Raw genomic sequence first — 19,426 nt, 5'->3', positions numbered from 1 at the left:
CGTCGTCAACGGCGATCTGTTCTTCGTAAAGACGCAAGGGACTGCCCGCGGCATGGTCGAGATCCATGCACTATCAGGAGCATCAGGCTACACCCGCTACATGGCCCAAACCATCACAGCATTAGGAGCAGCTCATCGCGAGATAGGGCAGCTCTGCGTAGCTCATCCCATCACTCCATCATCTCCGAATGGCTCGCCAACAGGACGATTGAATGCAGCGATCATCTCCATAGCGGAAAGATGGAGAAACGGCACATACGGAGGGCAATGCGCCTCTTGGGTCCAAGGTATTATCCGAGCAGCCGGAGGCAAACCAGTATACCTTGATAATTTCCCATGGGGATACAATGGCTCCTGGGACCGAATTTGCACAGAGGTCAGAACCTGGGGCGACGTCCAACCCGGAGATATCTGTCAATGGATTTATCCCAGCCAAAACTCTGGACATACAGCCATTATCACAGCAGGAGGAAATGAGCGCACAGCGCAAGTAATAGACTCCAATTTTGGCTACACGCAGCAAATTAATCGAGGACCATTTTCTCGACGCTGTATCGGCAATTATATTTACAAGATTTGGCGACTTGATTAATAAAGTCACCAATCGCGCTCTTCGGAGGCGTTTTATTAGAATCCTGACGAGCGCAGTTACACAACCGGAGCATTCTTGCCCGGTTGCAGTGAGCTTTTCTCACCGGGGCGGGATGTGCACCCGGTCTGATCGTTGGGATGCTAGGGTGGGGTGCATGTCGTGTGTGGGTGCACGCAGGGAGCGTGTCCAGGATGGGTTCTGACCAAAGAAACCTGTTACCTTGTTGGTGGTCGCCGGTGATGGGATACCGGTGGTTGGGCCAGCCGCTGTGGGCATGGTGTCTTGCCCCTGTCTTGTCAATGATCCAGTCACCGGCTACCGCAGGGCTGCTGGTGACCGTTGATGAGGGGAATGACCCGCTGAGGTCTAACGCATACGTGGGGCGGGGCTGGCGGTCTGAGGCTGGCCCCGCACCACTGCGAGACGAAGGACGATGGGGATGCGCATCGACGACATCGACGTGATCATCGGCACCAGTCGTCGGCAAGTTAGACCACTGGGCCACTGCTGTGACCAGGCAGGGTAAGAAGGTCTTCGACAAGGTCCTGCCCAACAGCGAGGACCGCCTGCGCAACCTCTACGACCGGCTCGCCTCCCATGGTCGGGTGCTGGTGGTTGTTGACCAGCCCGCCACCATCGGAGCACTGGCCGTCGCCGTCGCCCAGGACGCGGGGCTGGCTGTGGGCTACCTTCCGGGACTGTCCATGAGGCGCATCGCGGACCTGACACCCGGCAACGCCAAGATCGACGCGAAGGACGCGGCCGTGATCGCCAACGCGGCCCGCACCATGCCCCACACGCTCAGGTCCATCAGCACGTCGGATGAGGACGCTGCCGCACTGTCGATGCTCACCGGGTCCGGGCCTGGACCTGGCCCGGCAGGACCAGCCAGACAGAGGGCCGGATCCGGGGCCCGTGTGCACCCAGACCCCGCCCGGCCCTGGAGGCTGTGCTGGGCAAGTGGCTGGAGCACGACAGCGTGCTGGAGGTGATCTCCGCCTGGCCCACCCCCGCCGACCTGCGCAAGGCCGGGCGGGCGCGGATCGACGCCAAGCTCAAATCCAAGGGCGCCAAGCGCCATGCCGTCTGGGCACAGACCATCACCGGCGCCCTGGACAAGCAGACCGTGGTCGTGGCTGGCACCGACGCCGTCGGCGTCGTCCTGCCCCACCTGGCCCACCAGCTGGCCGCCCTACACGCCCAACGCAACGACGTCGCCACCCAGGCCGAGGCCCACCCTCTCTTGCCCGGTCCCCACCACCCGTGCCCGGGGTCGGGGTCCCGGCCGCCGCCGTCTTACTTGCCGAAACCCTCGGGCGCACCTTCCACACCGGAGCCCACCTGGCCTCCCACATCCGGGCTCACCCCAGTGACCAGACGCTCGGGCACCTCGATCAGAGGCGAGTACGTCTCCCACGCCGGCAACAAGCGCCTCAAACGCGCCATGTTCGGCTCCGCCTTCGCCTTGCTGCGCTCCGACCCCGTCTCAAGGGCCTACTACGAGCGAAAGATCACCCAGGGCAAAGCGCCTTGGGCCAAGCCGTCATCGCCCTGGCCCACCGCCGCATCCTCACCCTGCACGCCATGACCCGCGACGCCACCCTCCATGACCCACAACCAGCACCCAAACTGGCCACCGCCGCTTGACACACCACATAGGGGCACCCCCCCCCCGCAGACTCGCGGGGGTCTGGGCCTGGCCCGCGCCGCCGAGGTGGGCCAGGATAGGGGCATGGATCTTCTGCGCGCCGTCGCCCGCCCCCTGCTCGCCGCGACCTTCGTCGTCGATGGCATCGACGCGATCACCCGCCCCAAGCGCCACGTCGCGAAGATGAGGCAGGTGACGCCCGCGCTGGAGCGCGCGGGCGTCCCGCCGGTGATGGACTCCGACGCCGCTCTGGCCACTCGCGCGCTCGGGGCCGTGAGCGTCGCCGCGGGCCTGGGCCTGGCCACTGGCCGCGCGCCGCGCACGAGTGCCGCCGTGCTGGCCGCGATCAACGTGCCGCTCGCCGTCGTCAACCACCCGGTATGGGCGGTCAAGGGCAGGGATGCGCGCCTCGAGGCCGTCTCCGGGCTCCTGCGCCGGGGCGCACTGGGCGCGGGCCTCCTGCTGGCCTCCGTGGACCGCGCCGGCCGCCCCTCGCTGGCGTGGCGCGCTGCGAACAAGCGGGAGCAGCGCCAGGCGATCCAGGCCGCGAGGGCCGAGGTGCGCCGGCGCTATGAGGGCGCCTCCGCCTGAGCCTGCCCATGGGCATGCGCCGGTCGACGCCGGTCCGTGCCGCCCCTCCCCGCCCCATTTCCACCGCCGCGCCGACCCGAGGAGCCGTTCCAGTGACCGACCGCCCCACCGCCGACACCGAGCCCGCTATCGAGCCCGACATCGTCTGGACCCTCACGGATGAGGCCCCCATGCTGGCCTCGGCCTCCCTCCTGCCGATCGTGGAGGCCTACACGCGCGCGGCGGGAGTGAGCGTCGGCGTCGCCGATATCTCCCTGGCGGGGCGCATCCTGGCGGCCTTCGGGCTGGCCGACGACGGCCTGGCCCGCCTGGGCGACCTCACCTCCTCCCCGAGCGCCACGATCATCAAGCTCCCCAACATCTCCGCCTCCCTGCCCCAGCTCAAGGCCGCGATCGCCGAGCTGCAGGGGCAGGGCTTCGACATCCCCTCCTACCCGGACGCCCCGGCCTCGCCCCTGGCGGAGGAGGTCCGCGCCGCCTATGACGCGGTCAAGGGCAGCGCCGTCAACCCCGTTCTGCGCCAGGGCAACTCCGATCGGCGCGCCCCCGCCTCCGTCAAGGCCTACGCGCGCTCGCACCCGCATTCCATGGGCGAATGGTCCCCCGAGTCGCGCACCCGCGTGGCCACGATGGATGAGGGGGATTTCAAGCACAACGAGCGCAGCGTCGTCGTCGGCGAGGACGGCGCCCTGGAGATCCGCTTCGTGCCCGCGGGCGGTGGCGGGCCCCGCGTCCTGCGCGAGCACCTGCCCGTCACGGCCGGCGAGGTCGTGGACGCCACGCGCATGAGCGCCACCGCCCTCGACGCCTTCCTGGCCGCGCAGGCGGTCGCCGCCAAGGAGGAGGACCTGCTGCTGTCGGTCCACCTCAAGGCCACGATGATGAAGGTCTCCGACCCCGTCATCTTCGGCCATGCCGTCGCCGCCGTCATCCCGAGGACGCTGGCCGAGCACGGGGACGCGCTCGCCGCCGCCGGCCTGCGGGTCGAGGACGGGCTCGCCTCGATCCTCGCCGGGCTGGACGCCGTCCCCGGCGGGGAGGCGATCCGCGAGTCGATCACCGCCGAGCTGGCGGCGGGCCCCGCCATCTCCATGGTGGACTCCGACAAGGGCATCACGAACCTCCACGTGCCCTCCGACGTCATCATCGACGCCTCCATGCCGGCCATGATCCGGCGCGGGGGAACCCTGTGGGATGCCGATGGCGAGCTGCGCGACACCCTCGCCGTCATCCCCGATTCCTCCTACGCGGGCGTCTACGAGGCCGTCATCGAGGACTGCAAGGCCAACGGCGCACTCGACCCGGCGGTCATGGGAACGGTCCCGAACGTGGGTCTCATGGCCCGCAGGGCCGAGGAGTACGGCAGCCACGACAAGACCTTCATCATGGATGCCGCGGGCACCGTGGAGGTGGTCGCGATCGAGGGCGCCGGCGTGGAGCCGGGCACCGTGCTGCTGTCCCACGAGGTGGAGCCCGGGGACATCTGGCGCGCCTGCACGACGCAGGACGCCCCCATCCGCGACTGGGTGCGCCTGGCGATCGCCCGCGCCCGCGCCACCGGGGCCCCCGCCGTGTTCTGGCTCGACCCGGAGCGCGCCCACGATGCCGTCCTCATCTCGCTCGTCACGCGCTACCTGGCCGAGGAGGGCGTGGCCCTCCCCGAGGGCGGCGACGGCGATGCCGGTGAGGCCCGAGAGGGCGCCGACGAGCACGTGGAGAAGGCCGACGGCGATGACGAGCCCGCGGAGGGCTCGGAGGACGGCGCCGGGCCAGACATTCGCTTCCTCGACCCGGTGGCGGCCACGCGCCTGTCCCTGGAGCGGGCGCGCCGGGGCGAGGACACGATCTCCGTGACCGGCAACGTCCTGCGCGACTACAACACGGATCTCTTCCCGATCCTGGAGCTGGGCACGAGTGCCAAGATGCTCTCCGTGGTGCCCCTCATGAGCGGCGGGGGCCTGTACGAGACCGGCGCGGGCGGCTCGGCCCCCAAGCATGTGGCCCAACTGCTGGCGGAGAACCACCTGCGTTGGGATTCCCTGGGCGAGTACCTGGCCCTGGCCGAGGCCCTGCGCCATGTGGCCGATTGCGGTGAGAAGCCGTCGGCGGCGATCCTCGCCGATGCCCTCGACGCCGCCACGACCGCCTTCTTGGAGGCTGACCGCTCCCCGGGCCGGGAGCGCGGGCAGATCGACAACCGCGGATCGGCGGCCTGGCTCGCCCTGGAGTGGGCGCGCGCCCTGGCGGCGCAGTCCGTGGACCCCGAGCTGGCAGATGTCTTCCGCCCCGTGGCGGAGGAACTGGAGGCCGTCATGGACACGATCCAGTCCGAGATGCTCGCCGTCCAGGGCAGCGCCGCGGATATCGGCGGCTACTACCACCCGGACGCCGATCTCACCGCCGCCGTCATGCGCCCCAGCGCCGCCCTCAACGCCGTCATCGACGGGATCTGAAGCCCCACCACGCTCGTGGCACTGGCCGCGGCCGCCTCACCGACATCCCCGCCTGAGTATCTCGAACCCATGGCGGCAGGGAACTGGTGCGGTTCATGCTCAGTGCCCACGGTCACTGCGAAGGCACGGGGACCAGGTCGTCAAGAGATCAGACGAGGCCTGAGCGCCAAGGATTGAGGAGCTCCACTCCTGTGGGTGCGAAGTCGGAGGTGTTCCTCGTCACCACCACCAGGCCATGCTCCAGCGCTGTGGCCGCTATCCATGCATCGCGGTCTGGGCGAGGGTCGGGGATATGGAGTTCGACGCATCGCCGTGCGATGGCGGGTGTGATGGGGAGCGTCCGCTCAGCGAAGTCCTCAAGGATCACCCGCTCGTACCAGTCCCGCAAACGGCTGCCTTGGACGGGGTCCTTGCGTGCAAGGCGGGCAACGCCGAGCCCGACCTCGAGCACGGTGATGACGCTCAGCGCCATATCCTGCTCGTCTTCAGAAGAGGCCCAGGTGAGTACCCCTGGATCAACCCGTCCGGGCGCTTTCCTCAACTCGCTGACGACATTGGTATCAAGCAGGTACTTCACAGGTCCGCCGCTCTCGGGAGGGCTCCGGGATTCACCGGGCTGAACTCGATATCGATATCCTCGCCATCCTCGCTTCCGTCATCCATCCGGAGAGCCTCGGCCAGAGATCTCTTCGGCCTCAGCGCGCGGTAGTCATCGATGGACATGAGGACGAACGACGGCCGTCCCCGATCGGTGATCACCACAGGACCATGAGCCGCGGCGCGCTTGGCCGCGCTCACGTCCTGGTTCAGTGCCCTCGCCGTGATCGTGGTCTGCATGACACCCTCTCTTGTAGATATGTACCTACAAGTGTAGGTGATGCCTGCTGGGGAGACCAGGTCCGATCGTCGCCGCGAAATCGTCTCAAAGTCGCGGCCCGCGCGCCGTAGAGTCTGCCCCGTGCATGACGAGCCGACCGACGCCCCCGCCTGGGCCGCGCCATGCGCCATGGGGCCGCTCAACGCCGTCGTGGAGCTGCCGGGGTCGAAGTCGCTGACCGCGCGGGCCCTCGTGCTGGCAGCCACCGCTGCCGGGCCCAGCGCGCTGACCGGCGTGCTGCGCGCCCGCGACACCGATCTCATGATCGCCGCCCTGACCACGCTCGGCGCGAGCTTCGAGGAGGACGGCTCCCCCACGCGCCTGCGCGTCACCCCAGCGCCACTGCCCTTCCCCGTCAGCCGGGCGACCCGCCCGGGCGGCGCCAACGGGCCGGTGCGCATCGACTGCGGCCTGGCGGGCACCGTCATGCGCTTCATCCCGCCACTGGCCGCGCTCGCCGACGCCCCTGTCCTCCTCGACGGGGATGGGGCCGCCCGCGCCCGCCCGCTCGGCCCCCTGCTCGACGCCGTCTCGGCTCTAGGGGCGCGCGTGGATTGCCAGGGGGAACCCGGCTTCCTCCCCGTCCTCATCACCCCCGGCGCGCTCGACGACGGGTCGCAGCGCCCGGGGGGCGGGGCCCGGGGCCTCGCCGTCGACTCGGCCGCCTCCTCCCAGTTCCTCTCCGCCCTCCTGCTCGCCGCCCCCCTGCTGCCGGGCGGCGCGCGGATCACCCCGACGGGGCCCGTGCCCTCCCTCCCGCACGTGGCCATGACCGTTGCCTCTCTGCGGGAGCGGGGGGTACGGGTCAACGAGCCCGCCGCAGGCATTCCCGAGGGCGAACGCGCCTGGGCGGTGGCTCCCGGCCGGCCCACGGGCGGCGAGATCGCCATCGAGCCGGACCTGTCCAATGCCGGCCCCTTCCTCGCCGCCGCACTCGTGGCGGGCGGGAGCGTGCGCGTCCCGCGCTGGCCCGCCGCCACCACGCAGGCCGGGGACGCCTGGCGGGATCTCCTGCCGCGGCTCGGTGGGACCACCCGGCTCATCGATGAACCCGATGGCTCCCTCACCCTCGAGGCCACCGGCACTGGGAGGCTCGCAGGAATCGACGCCGACCTCTCCAACGTCGGCGAGCTGGCGCCCACCGTCGCCGCGCTCGCCATCCTCGCCTCCGCCCAGGGGCGCGCCTCGCGCCTGAGGGGCATCGCGCACCTGCGCGGGCATGAGACGAACCGGCTCGCCGCGATCGTCGCCGAGGCGCGGCGCCTGGGCGCGCCCGCCCGCGAGACCGCGGACGGCATCGAGATCGGGGCCCTGGCCGCCGGAGCCCGGCTGCGCCCGGCCCTGCTCCACTCCTACGCGGACCACCGGATGGCGACCCTCGCCGCGATCATCGGCCTGGCCATCCCCGGCACCCTGCTCGACGACGTCGCCTGCACGGCCAAGACCCTTCCGGGTTTCACCAGGCTGTGGGAGCGGATGCTCGCCACCGCCCCATCGGCAGCCCCCGGGCGGGAGGTGCGCTGATGGCCCGCCGCGATATCGGCACCGACGACCCCCGCGTGCGCGTGCGCCCGGGACGGGGGTCGCGGCCGCGCACCAAGCAGCGCCCCGCGCACGCCGACGCCGTCCACGGCATGGTCACCCGCATCGACCGGGGCCACTACCGCATCCGCCTGGCCGATCCCTCCCCCACGCTCGACGCCACGGGCGATATCACCGCCATGAAGGCCCGCGAACTGGGCCGGGGCAGGATCGTCGTCGGGGATCGGGTGGCCGTCGTCGGGGACCTCAGTGGCCGCGACGGCACCCTCGCCCGTCTGGTGCGCATCGAGGAGCGCCGCACCCTCCTGCGCCGCAGCGCCGAGGACGGCGACGCCGCCGGGACGGAGCGCCCCGTCGTCGCCAACGCCGACCTGCTCGTCATCGTCACCGCGGTGGCCGACCCCGAGCCGCGCCCCCGCATGATCGACCGCTACCTCGTGGCCGCCTACGACGCCGGCATGGAACCCCTGCTCGTCCTGACGAAATCCGACCTGGCCGACGCCTCCCCGATGCTCGCCCTCTACACGCCCCTCGGGGTGCGCTCGCTGCCCACCCGCCTCGACCCCGCCTCGCGCGCCGAGGCATCCCGCGCCGGTGAGGGGGCCGACGCCGTCCGGGAGGCGATCGCGGGGCGCACCGCCGTGTTCGTGGGCCACTCGGGGGTCGGCAAGTCGACGCTCATCAACGCCCTCGTCCCCGGGGCGGACCGCGTCACCGGGCATGTCAACGGGGTGACCGGCCGCGGCCGCCACACCTCCACGAGCCTGCAGGCCCTGGAGCTGCCCGGCGGCGGCTGGGTCATCGACACCCCCGGGGTGCGCTCCTTCGGGGTCTCGCACGTCTCGAGCGCGGACCTGCTGCGGGGCTTCCCGGACCTGGCCGCCGTGACCGAGGAGTGCCCCCGCGGCTGCACCCACGAGACCGGCGTCATCGACTGCGCCCTCGACGACTGGGCCGCCGGGCGCGAGCCCTGGGAACCTGGTGGCGCCGATGGCCCGGGCAGCGGGCTGGGGGCGGAGTCGCGCGCCGCCCGAGTCGATTCCTTCCGCCGGCTCCTCGCACCCTCCCTTCAGGCCGAGGACCCGACCCGGCCGAACCCGCGATGAGCAGCATGCCGGCGTCGCGCGTCCCTTCTCCCCCGGTTGTGCGCCCCGGTGGGCCGGACGACCTCGACGCCGTCGCCGCCCTGCTCACCAACGTTTTCGCGGACGATCCGGTGGTCCGGGTCATCATCGGCGCCGCGCCCGACCCCCTGGCGGCCCTCGATCACCTGCACCGCGTCACCCTGGACAGCGAGTACCTCACCGACAGCGGCGAGCCGTCGGCCAATGGGATCGCCGGGGGCGCCGTCGTCGACCTGGCAGTGGACGGGGACGGCCGAGTTCTCGGCGCGGCCCTGTGGAACCGGGTCGAGCGCGCACCGAAGACCCCGGCGGACCTGGAGGGTCATGGCTCGGGAGCCGACGGCGGCATCGATCTGGCACTGCTCGGCGATGCCTGGGAGCTCCTGACCCGGGACACGGCGGCCTGCCTCGCCGCTCGCCCGCCCCGCCCGCACTGGTACCTGTACCTGCTCGCCGTCGACGCCAGCGCCCGCGGCACGGGAGTCGGCTCAGCGCTCCTGGACCGCGGCCTGGCGAGGGCCGATGCCTCGGGCCTGCCCGCGCACCTGGAGGCCACGAGCGAACGGGCCGCCCGCCTCTACGAGCGCCACGGATTCCGCACCACCGCGTCAATCGCCCCCGGCGCGCCCCTGCCCTCCTACCGCGCCATGACTCGCGAGGCCCGATCCCTGCTCACGTGAGCCCGGGCGGCGGGGCGGAAACCCGGCCGACGGCCATGACTGTGACGTGAGGGACCTTCGAGGCTGTCCTCCGGCCTGCGGCGCGCATAGGCTCATCTCATGCCCGACTCACCGGCGGCATCAGCCGCTCCTGATCCCACGGCGGAGCTCCTGCCCCGACCCACCTGGTCGGACCTGTCCGCCCGGGCGGACCTCACCGTGGCGCGCCGCCGGGTCCTCGAACTCGTCGAGGCCTCCACCGTCCCCCTGACCGCCGCCGAGCTGGCCGACCGCCTCGCCCTCCACCACAACACGGTCCGCGAGCACCTCGATGCCCTCGTGGAGGCGGGCTTCGTGACGGCGTCGACGCGCCCCACGGGCAGGAGGGGCCGTCCCGCGCTGCTCTACACAGCGGTCTCCCCCGACCCGATGATCGTCATCGACTCCTACCTCACCCTCCTCGACGCGATCGTCGAGACCTTCGGCACCGGCCACGAGGCCCAGAGCATCGCCCTGCGCATCGGGCACCGCTGGGCCGAGCTGAGCCCAGCGCCGGCCGCCGAGCCCCTTCCCGAGGGCGCCGGCGACTCGGACCGCCTCGCCGCCCTCCTCCCCGACCTCGCCCTCATGGGATTCGCCCCGCAGATCGAGGGCGAGAAGGTCGTCCTCAAGGCCTGCCCGCTCGTCACCCGGTCCCGCGCGCCCCATCCGCTGGTCTGCGCGATGCATGAGGGCTTCCTCAATGCCGTCGCTCAGCGACGCGGCCTGCTGCCGGCAGCGCCCGAGGGGGCGCCGGACCACGGCGACCGCCCCCTGCTCGCGGTCTACCCCCTGCTGGACGACGGCTGCCACGCCCGTTTCGAGGACTGATCCCCCGGGCCCGGGCGGCTCCAGGCGAGACGGGATCGAGCATGCCCCGTGCCGTTGTCTACTCGTCGGCCTTGAGGATCGCCTTGGCGCCCTTCTCCATATCCGCGAAGGCATGCGTCACCACCGCATAGCTGCCGACCGCCGGTACCACGGCCTCCACGAAGCCGCCCTGCGCGGGCTGAAGGCCGAGCGCCTGCGAACCTCCCCTCCAGGAGCGGCCGACGCCGTCGGGGCCGCCCAGCTGATAGGCCCCCTCGAGGAACACCGTGTCGAACTGGAGACCCACCACGTGGAAGGAGGTGGGCAGGGAGGGGCCCGCGTCCATCACCCAGAAGCGCACCCTCTCCCCCGCCCGGGCCTGGAGGGGCTGGAGGGCGTATTGGAAGGCCACCCCGTTGAAGCACATGAGGTCCGGGGTCTTGGCCGACACCTTCGCGGCATCGGTCTGCCCGCCCTCGGGGCCCAAGTAGATCTCGGACTGGATGAGGACGTACTCGCGGTCCGCAGCCGCCAGGCCATCGGGGTCGATGATGACGGCGCCGTGCATGCCGGAGGCCAGGTGGACGCTCATGGGCGCCGTCGAGCAGTGGTACAGCCAGATGCCGGCGTGCTCGGCGGTGAAGGAGTAGACGAGCGACTCCCCGGGATTGATGGAGCGCATGACCGCGTCCGGGGAGACGATCCCGGCGTGGAAATCGATGGAATGGCTCATGGAGCCGTTGTTGACCAGCGTGATCTCGAATATGTCCCCCACCTTGCCGCGCAGAACGGGGCCGGGGGCCGTGCCGTTGAAGGTCCAGCGGGTCTGGGTGACGCCCGCGCCCACGTAGGCGCCGGGCAGCTCGGTGACGGTGAAGGTGTGCTGGTGAACGGTCCCTGCGGGCGCCGGGGCGAGGGCGGCGTCGAAAGGCGTGAAGCCGTCGGGCAGGGGCGCCTCGAGGTTCGGGGTGGCGCTCGGGCCATCCGACGCCGGGCCGTGCGCACCGTGGCCGGTGACCGCCCGGCCCGACTGGGCCGTGCCCGTCGCCTGCCCGTCAGCGGTGATGCGCAGGACCATGCCCTGGGCGCGGTGCCCGGCGATGGAGCACCAGCCCTCGACGGGCCCGGTAATGACACCGGCGTCGACCCGTGCGCTGGCGCCCGCCGCGACGCGCCCGGTGGTGGCACCGCCGGCCAGGACGAGGTCGTGCACCTGGTCGCCGGTGTTCTCCAGGGTGATGACGAGCCGGTCCCCGCTGGCGACGTCGATCGTGTCGGGCACGAAGCGCATTCCCTCCACAGTGACCGTGGCCTCGGTGGTGCGGCCGGAACCGTTGGCACCGCCCTGGGAGTCGCCGTCCCACGCGTGGATCGCCGTGCCGACGACGGCGGCCGCGCCCGCGGTGGCCACGCCGAGGATCGCCCCGCGCCGGTCGAGGGCGCGGGCGGGAAGGGCGCCCGCGGCCTTGGAGGAGCCCGAGGCGCCGGAGACGGTCGGCGCGCCAGGGGCACTGGTGGCTTCGGGAGCGCTGGGAGCGCTGGGAGCACTCGGTTTCTCAGGGACGTCGGTCATGGTGCTCTCCGGTGGTGGGGGCGCCCGCGGGCACGGGGCGGGAGGGGACGGGATGGGCCTCGCTGGAGCGATGGGGGCCGCGGGCCGGATCACTGGCGCCACGGGGCCGCAGCTCGAGCGCGCAACGCACCATGCCCACCGGCACGGCGGCCGCGAGCGCGCCCGCCAGCAGGGCCCCGGCCAGGCGCACCGGCGTCGTCAGGACCGGGGCGAGGGCGATGAGCAGCCCGCCGTTGGCGGCGGTGACGCGGTAGGAGGCGGCGCGATCGAGGATCGCGTTGGTGGCGCGCGCGGCGGCGGGGCCTCCGCCGAGCATGACGGGCGTGAGGTAGGACAGTGCCCCGATCAGCACCTGGAGGGCGAAGCCCGCGGCCAGCGGGAGGCGCAGCCCGTGAATCGCCTGGCGCGTGGCTGCGGCCTGAGCGGCCGCACCGCCGCCTCCCGTGCCGTCGGCCAGGGCGCCCACGATCCCGATGCCGAGCAGGACGACGCCGGCGAGGAACCAGCAGACCGCGGCCGCCGTCGAGGCAGTGGCGTAGGAGCTCGGGGGCACGCGCCGGGCGGTGCGCAGCGCGGGGCCGAGGACGCTCGCGGCGCCCAGCAGGTAAGTCGCCGCGCCGAGCGCCCCGAGCGGCGCCCATGCACCGGTGCCGGCGACGAGCGCGGTCCCCACCACGAGGGCCGGCAGCCCCCTGACCGCCCGGCGCGGGGCGTCGGGCTCCATGCGGGTGCGCAGCATCGTGGGCCACAGGACGGTGAGGGTGCCCAGCACGGTGATGCCCACGAAGCCCAGGAGCATCGTCGTCGTATGAGCGATGTAGAGGGCGTCGACCAGGCGCGGGCTCACCGTGCCTCCGCTCCCGCCGCGCTCCCCCGCCCAGCTGGTGAGCCAGCCGAGGAGGGCGCCCGTGGCCAGGGCGACGAGGGCGACGGCGTAGTGGAGGGCGAGCGCCCCCATCCGGGGCGCGATGGCGCGACGGCGCTGGACGATGATCGCCACCGCGCCCAGCAGGGCCTGGGCGATGACGACTGCGGCACCGGCCAGGGCGAGCCCGTCCAGGCCCGCGGTGATGCCGGTGAGCACGGCAATGGCGCCGAGGCCGTGGGCGGCGAGCCGGGCGTCGAGGAGCGCGGCGCCGCCCCAGGCGGGCCGGTGGAGGAGGGTATCGGCGAAATGGGCCGACCAGGTGGTGATCGCCGAGCCGATGCCGCCCAGCAGCAGGATGTGCAGGGGCAGCCAGGTCCCCCAGGCGGCCAGCGGGCCGGCGAGGACGCCCACCGTCACCGCGCCCGCCGCGGCGAGCCAGGCCAGGACGACGCCATTGCGGCGCGTCTGGGCAGTGCGCCTGCCAGCGCGCCTGCCTCCGGCTCCGCCCGCGCGCCCGGGGTGTTGGGGCGAACGACCGGGAGCGCGGCCGGAGGCGCCGGGCACGGGTGTCGGCGGCATCATGGGCGGCTCCCGATCCGGCCCGAGGAGATCGCCCGGGTGACGGCGATGAGCATGAAGAGGAGGATCCCGATGATCCCCGCCACGCCGCCGACCTGCCAGGGGCGCAGGGCCCCGGCCGCGAGCGCGCACACCCGCAGTGCCAGGCCGCCGTGGAGGAGGGCCAGGGGCAGCCACATGAGGGGGTGATGGGGGAGCTTCCGGTGGACGATCGCGGGGATGATCGTGGGGGCGTGGGCGAGGATCATGGAGAAGGCGAAGCCCAGGCCGAGGGCGTGGATGATGATCTCGTAGGCGTCGCCCGTCAGGCCCCAGATGGTCCAGGCCGCCCCGGCGATCGCGAGCCAGAGGTAGCCGGCGAGCATGGAGGCGGCCGAGAAGCGGACGGCGCCGGCGGCCCGGCCCCGGGAGCGGATCGTGCGGCGGGCGACGTCGTAGTACGCCATGGTCACGGCCAGCCCGAGGAGCGCGGGGCCGATGATGAGCGCCGCCCGGTCGCCCGCGGGGTGGAGGCAGGCTCCCAGCAGCGCGGTGGCCGATAGTCCCGCCACGACTGCCTCGACTGCGCCGTCGAGGAAGGCGACGCGGGCGAGCTCGAGGCGCTCGCCGACGATCGTGAGCGTGGGCAGGAGGAGCCACAGGGGCGCGCAGTCCTCGATGGGGACGCCCGCGATCCACAGCAGGCAGCCGAGGATGAGGGCGATGGCGCCCAGGGCCTCGACGTCGCCGGCCACCGAGGGGGCGCGGCGGTGGACGGCGATGCAGATGGCGCCCAGGGCGAGCGCCCCGGTCAGGATGATCAGACGGCCGACGCCCTGCGGCGCGCCGACCGGGCCGAGGAGCGACCCGAGGGCCAGCCCGGCGGGGGCGAGGAAGGCCCAGGCGGCCCGCGCGGCCACGGCCCGCTCCAGGGAGATCACCGTGCCGAGGAAGCCCACGAGCATGAGGGGGCCGTGGAGGGAGGCCAGGGCACCGGGGGCGAGGCCGGCGTCGCTCACCGGCGCGGGGAGGCTGAGCCGCAGGAGAGCGGTATCGAGGCCGGTGAGCAGGCAGGCGCCGGCCATGGCCAGCGTGAGGAGCCGGGGCGCGAGCCGGGGTGGCGGATGCCCCCCGGATCCCCGGGGCCCGCCCATGGGGCCGCCCTGCTCGCCCCGGCCCAGCATTTTAATCACAGGGCCTACCGTATTAAAGTCGTGAGGAGGCGAGCAACGCCCGCGGCAGCGGTCCTGCTCACCCGGTGGCCGCCAGGCCGCCGATCACAGCCATTCGGCCACCGCATGGACCCTCGGGCCGGTCGGCCCACCCCACGTCAAGGAGCACCACATGAGCGAGAACCCGAACCTCCTGCCGATCGAGGAGAAGAAGTCCGGCGGTTGCGGATGCGGCTGCGGGTGCGGCGACGAGCGCCTCTCCCTCGACGCCCGCGCGATCCCCCACCGCCTGCGCCACGCCGCCGTCCTGGGGGCCGCGTCGAGCCTGGCGGTCGGCGAGTCCTTCGACCTCCTCGCCCCGCACGTGCCCACGCCGCTGCTGGCCCAGATCGACCAGCTCGACGGCGCCTTCAGCCACGAGCTGCTCGAGGCCGAGGACGGCTACGCGCGCGTCGAGATCCGCCGCACCGCCTGAGTCCCGCGGCGCCCCTCAGGCGGGGATCTCGGCAGGGTCGTCCCGTCGTGATCCCCATTCGGGATGGGCGCCCCGTATCCTTTGATTCCATGATCCCTGCCCCTGCTCTCGCCCCGGGCATCGGCAACGACAGGACGCCCCTGCCGATGCCACGGCGCCGCGCGCCCGAGGGACCGGGCGGGGCGGGCCCTGAAGCAGACGCAGGAGCCGGCGCAGGACCAGTCGCGGGCGGGCCGGGCACTGCGGCGCTCCCCTGGCCGGGCCCCACGCCGAGCCGGCTGATCGACCGCTACGGGCGCACGGTGCGGGACCTGCGCCTGTCGATCACCGACCGCTGCAACCTGCGCTGCTCCTACTGCATGCCCGCACAGGGCCTGGACTGGCTCGACTCCCCCCTCCTGCTCACCGCCGACGAGATCGGCCGCCTCGCCCGCATCGCCATCACCCGCCTGGGGGTGGAGCGGATCCGCATCACCGGCGGGGAGCCGCTCATGCGCCGGGACCTTGAGGAGATCATCAGCGCCATCGCCGCCCTGCGCACCCCCGACGGCGCGGTCCCGGACATCGGGCTGACCACCAACGGGATCGGGCTGGACAAGCGCGCGGCCGCCCTGCGCGACGCGGGCCTGGCCCGCGTCAACGTCTCCATCGATGCCCTAGACCGCGAGGCCTACGCGGCGCTCACCCGCCGCGACCGGCTCGACGATGCCCTGGCCGGGGCCGCCGCCGCGCAGGCCGCGGGCCTGGCTCCCATCAAGGTCAACGCCGTCGCCCTGCCGGGAACGCTCAACGCCCAGGCGCCCCGCCTGCTCGCCGAGTGCCTGCGGCGCGGGTGGCAGTTGCGCTTCATCGAGCACATGCCCCTGGGCCCGCGCGAGTCCTGGAGCGCCGCCGACGTCGTCGGCGCCGAGCGGATCCTCGCCGCGCTGACCGGCGCGGGATTCGCGCTGGAGGAGGCCGGGCGCCCGGACCGCCGTCCCGCCGCGCTATGGCGCGTGGCGGCCGGCGAGCACGACGGCGCCGCCCATCCCGCCGGGAGCGTGGGGATCATCGCCTCGGTGACCGCCCCGTTCTGCGCCGACTGCGACCGCGCCCGCATCACCGCGGACGGCCGCCTCATGAACTGCCTGTTCTCCACCACCGAGACCGATCTGCGCGCGCCCCTGCGCTCAGGAGCGACGGATGAGGACATCATGCGCCTATGGGCCGCCGTCGCCTGGCGCAAGCCCCTCGCCCACGGGTCGGACGATCCCGGCGCACTGCCCTCGGGCTTCGCGAGGCCGGGTCGGACGATGTCCGCCATCGGCGGATGAGGCCCGCCCCAGCGCCCCAGGAGCCCCGCCCCCAGCCACACGGAAGGACCACCATGACAGCATCCGCGCCTGCGGTGATCGAGTTGCGCTACTTCGCCGCCGCCGCCCAGGCCGCGGGCCGCACCGAGGAGCGGCTGGAGGCCGCGGGCCCGCTCACGCTCGCGGGCCTGCGCGAGCAGTTGGCGGGGCGCGGCATCGAGATGGCGAGGATCATCAGCATCTCGACCTTCCTCGTCAACGGCCTGTCCACGCCCGCGGACTCCCTGGCCCCGCTGGCGGACGGCGACCGGGTGGACGTCCTGCCGCCCTTCGCCGGGGGCTGAGCCCGATCCGCGCGCCCGCGCCCGGCCTCGCCCGAGGCCGGGCGCGCCGCTCAGGCGCAGTTGCTCCACTCGGTGGTGCCGTCGGAGAAGCGCTGGTTCTTCCACACGGGCAGGCGGCGCTTGACCTCCTCGACGGCGTCGGAGAGGGCCGCGAAGGCCTCGGCGCGGTGGTCGGCGCTGATCGCCACGCCCAGCGCGGTGTCACCGATCGCGAGCTCGCCCGTGCGATGGACGATCGCCAGGGCGCGCAGGCCGGGTCGCGCCGCGATATCCGCGGCGATCCGCCCGATGATCTCCCCCGCACTGGGGTGGGCCGAGTAGGCGATGGACTCCACGGAGCGACCCTCGTCGTGATCGCGGACCATCCCGTCGAAGGCGACGACGGCCCCGGCCGCGCGATCGGCGACGGCGCGCACCAGCTCGGCGGCGCTCACCGGGTCCTCGGTCATCTCGGCGCGCATGATCCGCGCGCCCCCCTGCCCCGTGGCACCGGTAGCCTCGTGCGCAGCGCAGTAGTCCGCCTCGCGCGCCATCCCGCCCTCCTCGATCGCATGATGGACGCGCCAGACCCTACACCGCCCGCCCGCCGAACCGCCCCGAGGAGGAGCCATGCCCAGCCCCGCGATGATCCCGCCTGAGCGCTACGTCGACGAGGCCCTGGCCGCCCTGCGCCCGCTCGACGCCGTCCCCGTACCGCTGGAGGACGCTCACGGGCTGGTCCTGGCCGAGGATGTCACCGCCGCGCTGCCGGTGCCGCCGTGGACGAACTCGGCGATGGACGGATACGCCCTGCGGGCGGAGGACGCCGCCGGTGCCGCCGAGCGGGCGCCCGTCGTCCTACCGGTGTCGGGCGATGTCCCGGCGGGCAGCGCTCCGGCGCCCCTGCCCCCGGGGACCGCGATGCGCATCATGACCGGTGCGATGCTGCCCGAGGGCGCCGACGCCGTCGTGAGGGTGGAGGACACCGACCAGTCCCCGGGTCCGCGCCCACTGCCCGGGGCGGTCGCGATCCACGCCGCCCCTGGCATCGGCCTCAATGTGAGGAGGGCCGGCGAGGGGTGCGCCGCCGGGGACCCGGTCATGAGGGCGGGGACCGTGCTCAGCGCCACCGCGATCTCCGCGCTCGCCTCGGTTGGCCGGGACGAGGTGCTGGCCCGCCCGCGCCCGCGGGTCGCCGTCGTATCCACCGGCGCCGAGCTCGTCGCCCCGGGGCAGGGGCTCGCCCCGGGCACGATCCCGGACTCGAACTCCCTGCTGCTGGCCGGCCTCGTCCGCGAATGCGGCGCCGCCTTCGCGGGCGCGCGCCGCAGCGCCGACACCGCCGAGGACCTGACCCGCGCCCTCGTCGAGGCTGCCGGGGGCGCCGATCTCGTGGTGACCTCGGGCGGCGTGTCCGCTGGGGCCTTCGACCCGCTCACCATGCTCGCCACGCGCGCGGCCAACACGCGCACCGCCCCCGGGGCGCGGGTGCGGATCAGCTTCGCCAAGGTCGCGATGCAGCCGGGCAAGCCGCAGGGCCACGGCGCCGTCCTCTCCGACGACGGGCGCGAGGTGCCGCTGCTGTGCCTGCCGGGCAATCCGGTCAGCGTGCTGGTGTCCTTCACGCTCGTTGTCGCCCCCGCGCTCGCCCTCCTCGCCGGCCACCCGCGGACCTCCGCCATGGCCGCCGCCGCTTCGCGCGCGAGGGCCGCCGCCGCGTGGACGGGCCCGGTGGGGCGGCGTCAGTACGTCCCCGTGAGAGTCGTCGGCGCGCCGAGCCCGCCGCCCGAGCCGCTGCCGGCGGCCCCCGATGGGACGGGGCCGGCCCTGCCCTGGGTGGAGCCCACCCACCGGCTCGGCTCGGGCTCGCACCTCGTGTCCTCGCTCGGCGCCGCGCAGGCCCTGGCCGTCGTCGATGAGGGCTCCGCCGGGGCACGGCCCGGCGACGTCGTCGGCCTCATCCCCCTGCCCTCCCCCGCCCGCCCCTACTGACGAGGAGCCCGAGATGACTGATCCCGCCCCCATCCGACTGACCCACCTCGACTCCTCGGGCGCCGCCCGCATGGTCGACGTCACCGGGAAGGCCCCCACCGCGCGCTCGGCCAGCGCTGCGGCCACCGTGCGCTGCTCGCCGGCGATCGTGGAGGCGCTGCGCTCGGGGACCGTCCCCAAGGGCGACGTGCTGGCCGTGGCGCGCATCGCCGGCATCGCCGCCGCCAAGCGCGTCCCCGAGCTGCTGCCGCTGGCGCATGGCATCGGCGTGCACGGGGCGAGCGTGGACCTGAGGATCGTCGACGACGGCGTGGAGATCCGCGCCACCGTGCGCACCGCGGATCGCACCGGGGTGGAGATGGAGGCGCTCACCGCCGTCACCGTGGCCGGCCTGGCCGTGGTGGACATGGTCAAGGGCGTCGACCGCGATGTCATGCTCACCGACGCCCGCGTCACCGCGAAGTCCGGTGGTCGCAGCGGGGACTGGACGCGTCCGGAATGATGGGCGGGCTCGACGCCGTCGTCCTCGCGGGAGGGACCGCCCGCCGCCTCGGCGGGATCTCGAAGCCGGATGTGCTCGTCGCCGGTCGGCGCCTGCTCGACCACGTCCTGGAGGGGATCAGCGCCCTGCGCGCCAGTGGGGGGATTCCCGCGGGGCGCACCGTCGTCGTCGCCCCCGAGGATGTGGCGCTGCCCGCAGGGGTGCTGCGGGCCCTGGAGGACCCGCCACTGGGCGGACCGGTGGCGGGGATCGCCGCCGGGCTCGAGGCCCTGGCCGCGGGCGGCGGGCCGGCCGAGGCCGCGCCCGTGACCGCCGTGCTCACCTGTGACGCGCCCG

The 19,426-nt window shown here is 73.2% G+C and carries 19 protein-coding genes and 1 pseudogene; 14 read left to right on the top strand and 6 right to left on the bottom strand.

Translation table 11 applies throughout. The features are described 5' to 3' along the window. From B1H55_RS12695 to B1H55_RS10875, 4 genes and pseudogenes are all read left to right on the top strand, one after another. A partial coding sequence (locus B1H55_RS12695; protein ID WP_205635520.1) for a CHAP domain-containing protein occupies positions 1–592 on the top strand: 592 nt, incomplete at its 5' end. Positions 593–1,031: 439 nt separating this feature from the next. Next, positions 1,032–2,239 (top strand): annotated as a pseudogene (locus tag B1H55_RS10885) (IS110 family RNA-guided transposase). Between the two features lie 85 nt (positions 2,240–2,324). Beyond that, complete coding sequence (locus B1H55_RS10880) at positions 2,325–2,831, top strand: DoxX family protein (RefSeq protein WP_073451126.1); 507 nt, start codon at positions 2,325–2,327, stop codon at positions 2,829–2,831. 92 nt (positions 2,832–2,923) lie between these two features. Then, positions 2,924–5,284, top strand: coding sequence for an NADP-dependent isocitrate dehydrogenase (locus B1H55_RS10875; RefSeq protein WP_077239884.1), 2,361 nt, complete (start codon positions 2,924–2,926; stop codon positions 5,282–5,284). A 148-nt stretch (positions 5,285–5,432) separates the two neighbouring features. Here the strand turns inward: B1H55_RS10875 and B1H55_RS10870 are convergent, their stop codons facing one another. Both B1H55_RS10870 and B1H55_RS10865 read right to left on the bottom strand, forming a co-directional pair. Next, positions 5,433–5,861: a type II toxin-antitoxin system VapC family toxin gene (locus tag B1H55_RS10870; RefSeq protein ID WP_077239883.1), complete on the bottom strand. Its 429-nt coding sequence runs from the start codon at positions 5,859–5,861 to the stop codon at positions 5,433–5,435. Further along, on the bottom strand, positions 5,858–6,121 hold the full coding sequence (locus B1H55_RS10865) for a type II toxin-antitoxin system Phd/YefM family antitoxin (protein WP_073451123.1): 264 nt from the start codon (positions 6,119–6,121) through the stop codon (positions 5,858–5,860). Before B1H55_RS10865 ends, B1H55_RS10870 begins: the two co-directional genes overlap by 4 nt. Positions 6,122–6,242: 121 nt before the next feature. Between B1H55_RS10865 and aroA the strand changes: the two genes are divergently transcribed. The 4 genes from aroA to B1H55_RS10845 all read left to right on the top strand — a co-directional run bounded on the left by aroA (position 6,243) and on the right by B1H55_RS10845 (position 10,356). After that, positions 6,243–7,685 carry a 3-phosphoshikimate 1-carboxyvinyltransferase gene (gene aroA / locus B1H55_RS10860; RefSeq protein WP_077239882.1) on the top strand — a complete coding sequence of 481 codons (1,443 nt, stop codon included), beginning with the start codon at positions 6,243–6,245 and terminating at the stop codon, positions 7,683–7,685. Next, the gene (gene rsgA / locus B1H55_RS10855; protein WP_077239881.1) at positions 7,685–8,809 is read left to right on the top strand and encodes a ribosome small subunit-dependent GTPase A; all 1,125 of its coding nucleotides are present in this window, start codon (positions 7,685–7,687) and stop codon (positions 8,807–8,809) included. The genes aroA and rsgA overlap by 1 nt, the downstream gene beginning before the upstream one ends. 5 nt (positions 8,810–8,814) lie before the next feature. Next, the gene (locus tag B1H55_RS10850) at positions 8,815–9,507 is read left to right on the top strand and encodes a GNAT family N-acetyltransferase (protein ID WP_077239880.1); all 693 of its coding nucleotides are present in this window, start codon (positions 8,815–8,817) and stop codon (positions 9,505–9,507) included. 99 nt (positions 9,508–9,606) lie between these two features. Continuing rightward, positions 9,607–10,356 carry a helix-turn-helix transcriptional regulator gene (locus B1H55_RS10845; RefSeq protein WP_080461735.1) on the top strand — a complete coding sequence of 250 codons (750 nt, stop codon included), beginning with the start codon at positions 9,607–9,609 and terminating at the stop codon, positions 10,354–10,356. A gap of 58 nt (positions 10,357–10,414) precedes the next feature. On the opposite strand, the gene B1H55_RS10840 is transcribed toward B1H55_RS10845, so the two are convergent. From B1H55_RS10840 to B1H55_RS10830, 3 genes are read right to left on the bottom strand one after another with little or no spacing between them, the layout of a single operon-like run. Next, a complete protein-coding gene (locus B1H55_RS10840; RefSeq protein ID WP_077239879.1) occupies positions 10,415–11,908 on the bottom strand; it encodes a multicopper oxidase domain-containing protein in 1,494 nt (497 codons plus the stop codon). Further along, complete coding sequence (locus B1H55_RS10835; RefSeq protein WP_231952600.1) at positions 11,892–13,358, bottom strand: hypothetical protein; 1,467 nt, start codon at positions 13,356–13,358, stop codon at positions 11,892–11,894. The genes B1H55_RS10840 and B1H55_RS10835 overlap by 17 nt, the downstream gene beginning before the upstream one ends. Next, on the bottom strand, positions 13,355–14,518 hold the full coding sequence (locus B1H55_RS10830; RefSeq protein WP_077239878.1) for a hypothetical protein: 1,164 nt from the start codon (positions 14,516–14,518) through the stop codon (positions 13,355–13,357). Before B1H55_RS10830 ends, B1H55_RS10835 begins: the two co-directional genes overlap by 4 nt. A 160-nt stretch (positions 14,519–14,678) precedes the next feature. On the opposite strand from B1H55_RS10830, the gene B1H55_RS10825 reads away from it, so the two are divergent. From B1H55_RS10825 to B1H55_RS10815, 3 genes are all read left to right on the top strand, one after another. Continuing rightward, on the top strand, positions 14,679–14,981 hold the full coding sequence (locus B1H55_RS10825) for a DUF2249 domain-containing protein (protein WP_073451117.1): 303 nt from the start codon (positions 14,679–14,681) through the stop codon (positions 14,979–14,981). An 89-nt stretch (positions 14,982–15,070) separates the two neighbouring features. Further along, positions 15,071–16,294 carry a GTP 3',8-cyclase MoaA gene (moaA, locus tag B1H55_RS10820; protein WP_077239877.1) on the top strand — a complete coding sequence of 408 codons (1,224 nt, stop codon included), beginning with the start codon at positions 15,071–15,073 and terminating at the stop codon, positions 16,292–16,294. A 53-nt stretch (positions 16,295–16,347) separates the two neighbouring features. Continuing rightward, a complete protein-coding gene (locus B1H55_RS10815) occupies positions 16,348–16,617 on the top strand; it encodes a MoaD/ThiS family protein (RefSeq protein ID WP_077239876.1) in 270 nt (89 codons plus the stop codon). A gap of 50 nt (positions 16,618–16,667) precedes the next feature. Here B1H55_RS10815 and B1H55_RS10810 read toward each other — a convergent pair whose 3' ends face one another. After that, positions 16,668–17,150, bottom strand: coding sequence for a molybdenum cofactor biosynthesis protein MoaE (locus tag B1H55_RS10810; RefSeq protein ID WP_073451114.1), 483 nt, complete (start codon positions 17,148–17,150; stop codon positions 16,668–16,670). Between the two features lie 76 nt (positions 17,151–17,226). On the opposite strand from B1H55_RS10810, the gene B1H55_RS10805 reads away from it, so the two are divergent. The 3 genes from B1H55_RS10805 to mobA form a co-directional block, all read left to right on the top strand. Further along, positions 17,227–18,588 carry a molybdopterin molybdotransferase MoeA gene (locus B1H55_RS10805; RefSeq protein ID WP_080461734.1) on the top strand — a complete coding sequence of 454 codons (1,362 nt, stop codon included), beginning with the start codon at positions 17,227–17,229 and terminating at the stop codon, positions 18,586–18,588. Positions 18,589–18,601: 13 nt separating this feature from the next. Beyond that, complete coding sequence (gene moaC / locus B1H55_RS10800; RefSeq protein WP_073451112.1) at positions 18,602–19,090, top strand: cyclic pyranopterin monophosphate synthase MoaC; 489 nt, start codon at positions 18,602–18,604, stop codon at positions 19,088–19,090. Then, positions 19,087–19,426, top strand: a 340-nt coding sequence (gene mobA / locus B1H55_RS10795; protein WP_158083334.1) for a molybdenum cofactor guanylyltransferase, incomplete at its 3' end; no start/stop codon positions are given. The genes moaC and mobA, both read left to right, overlap by 4 nt.

Origin of the sequence: Actinomyces denticolens (assembly GCF_002072185.1) — a bacterium.
GTDB lineage: Bacteria > Actinomycetota > Actinomycetes > Actinomycetales > Actinomycetaceae > Actinomyces > Actinomyces denticolens.
This window is presented reverse-complemented; position numbering and strand designations above follow the sequence as displayed.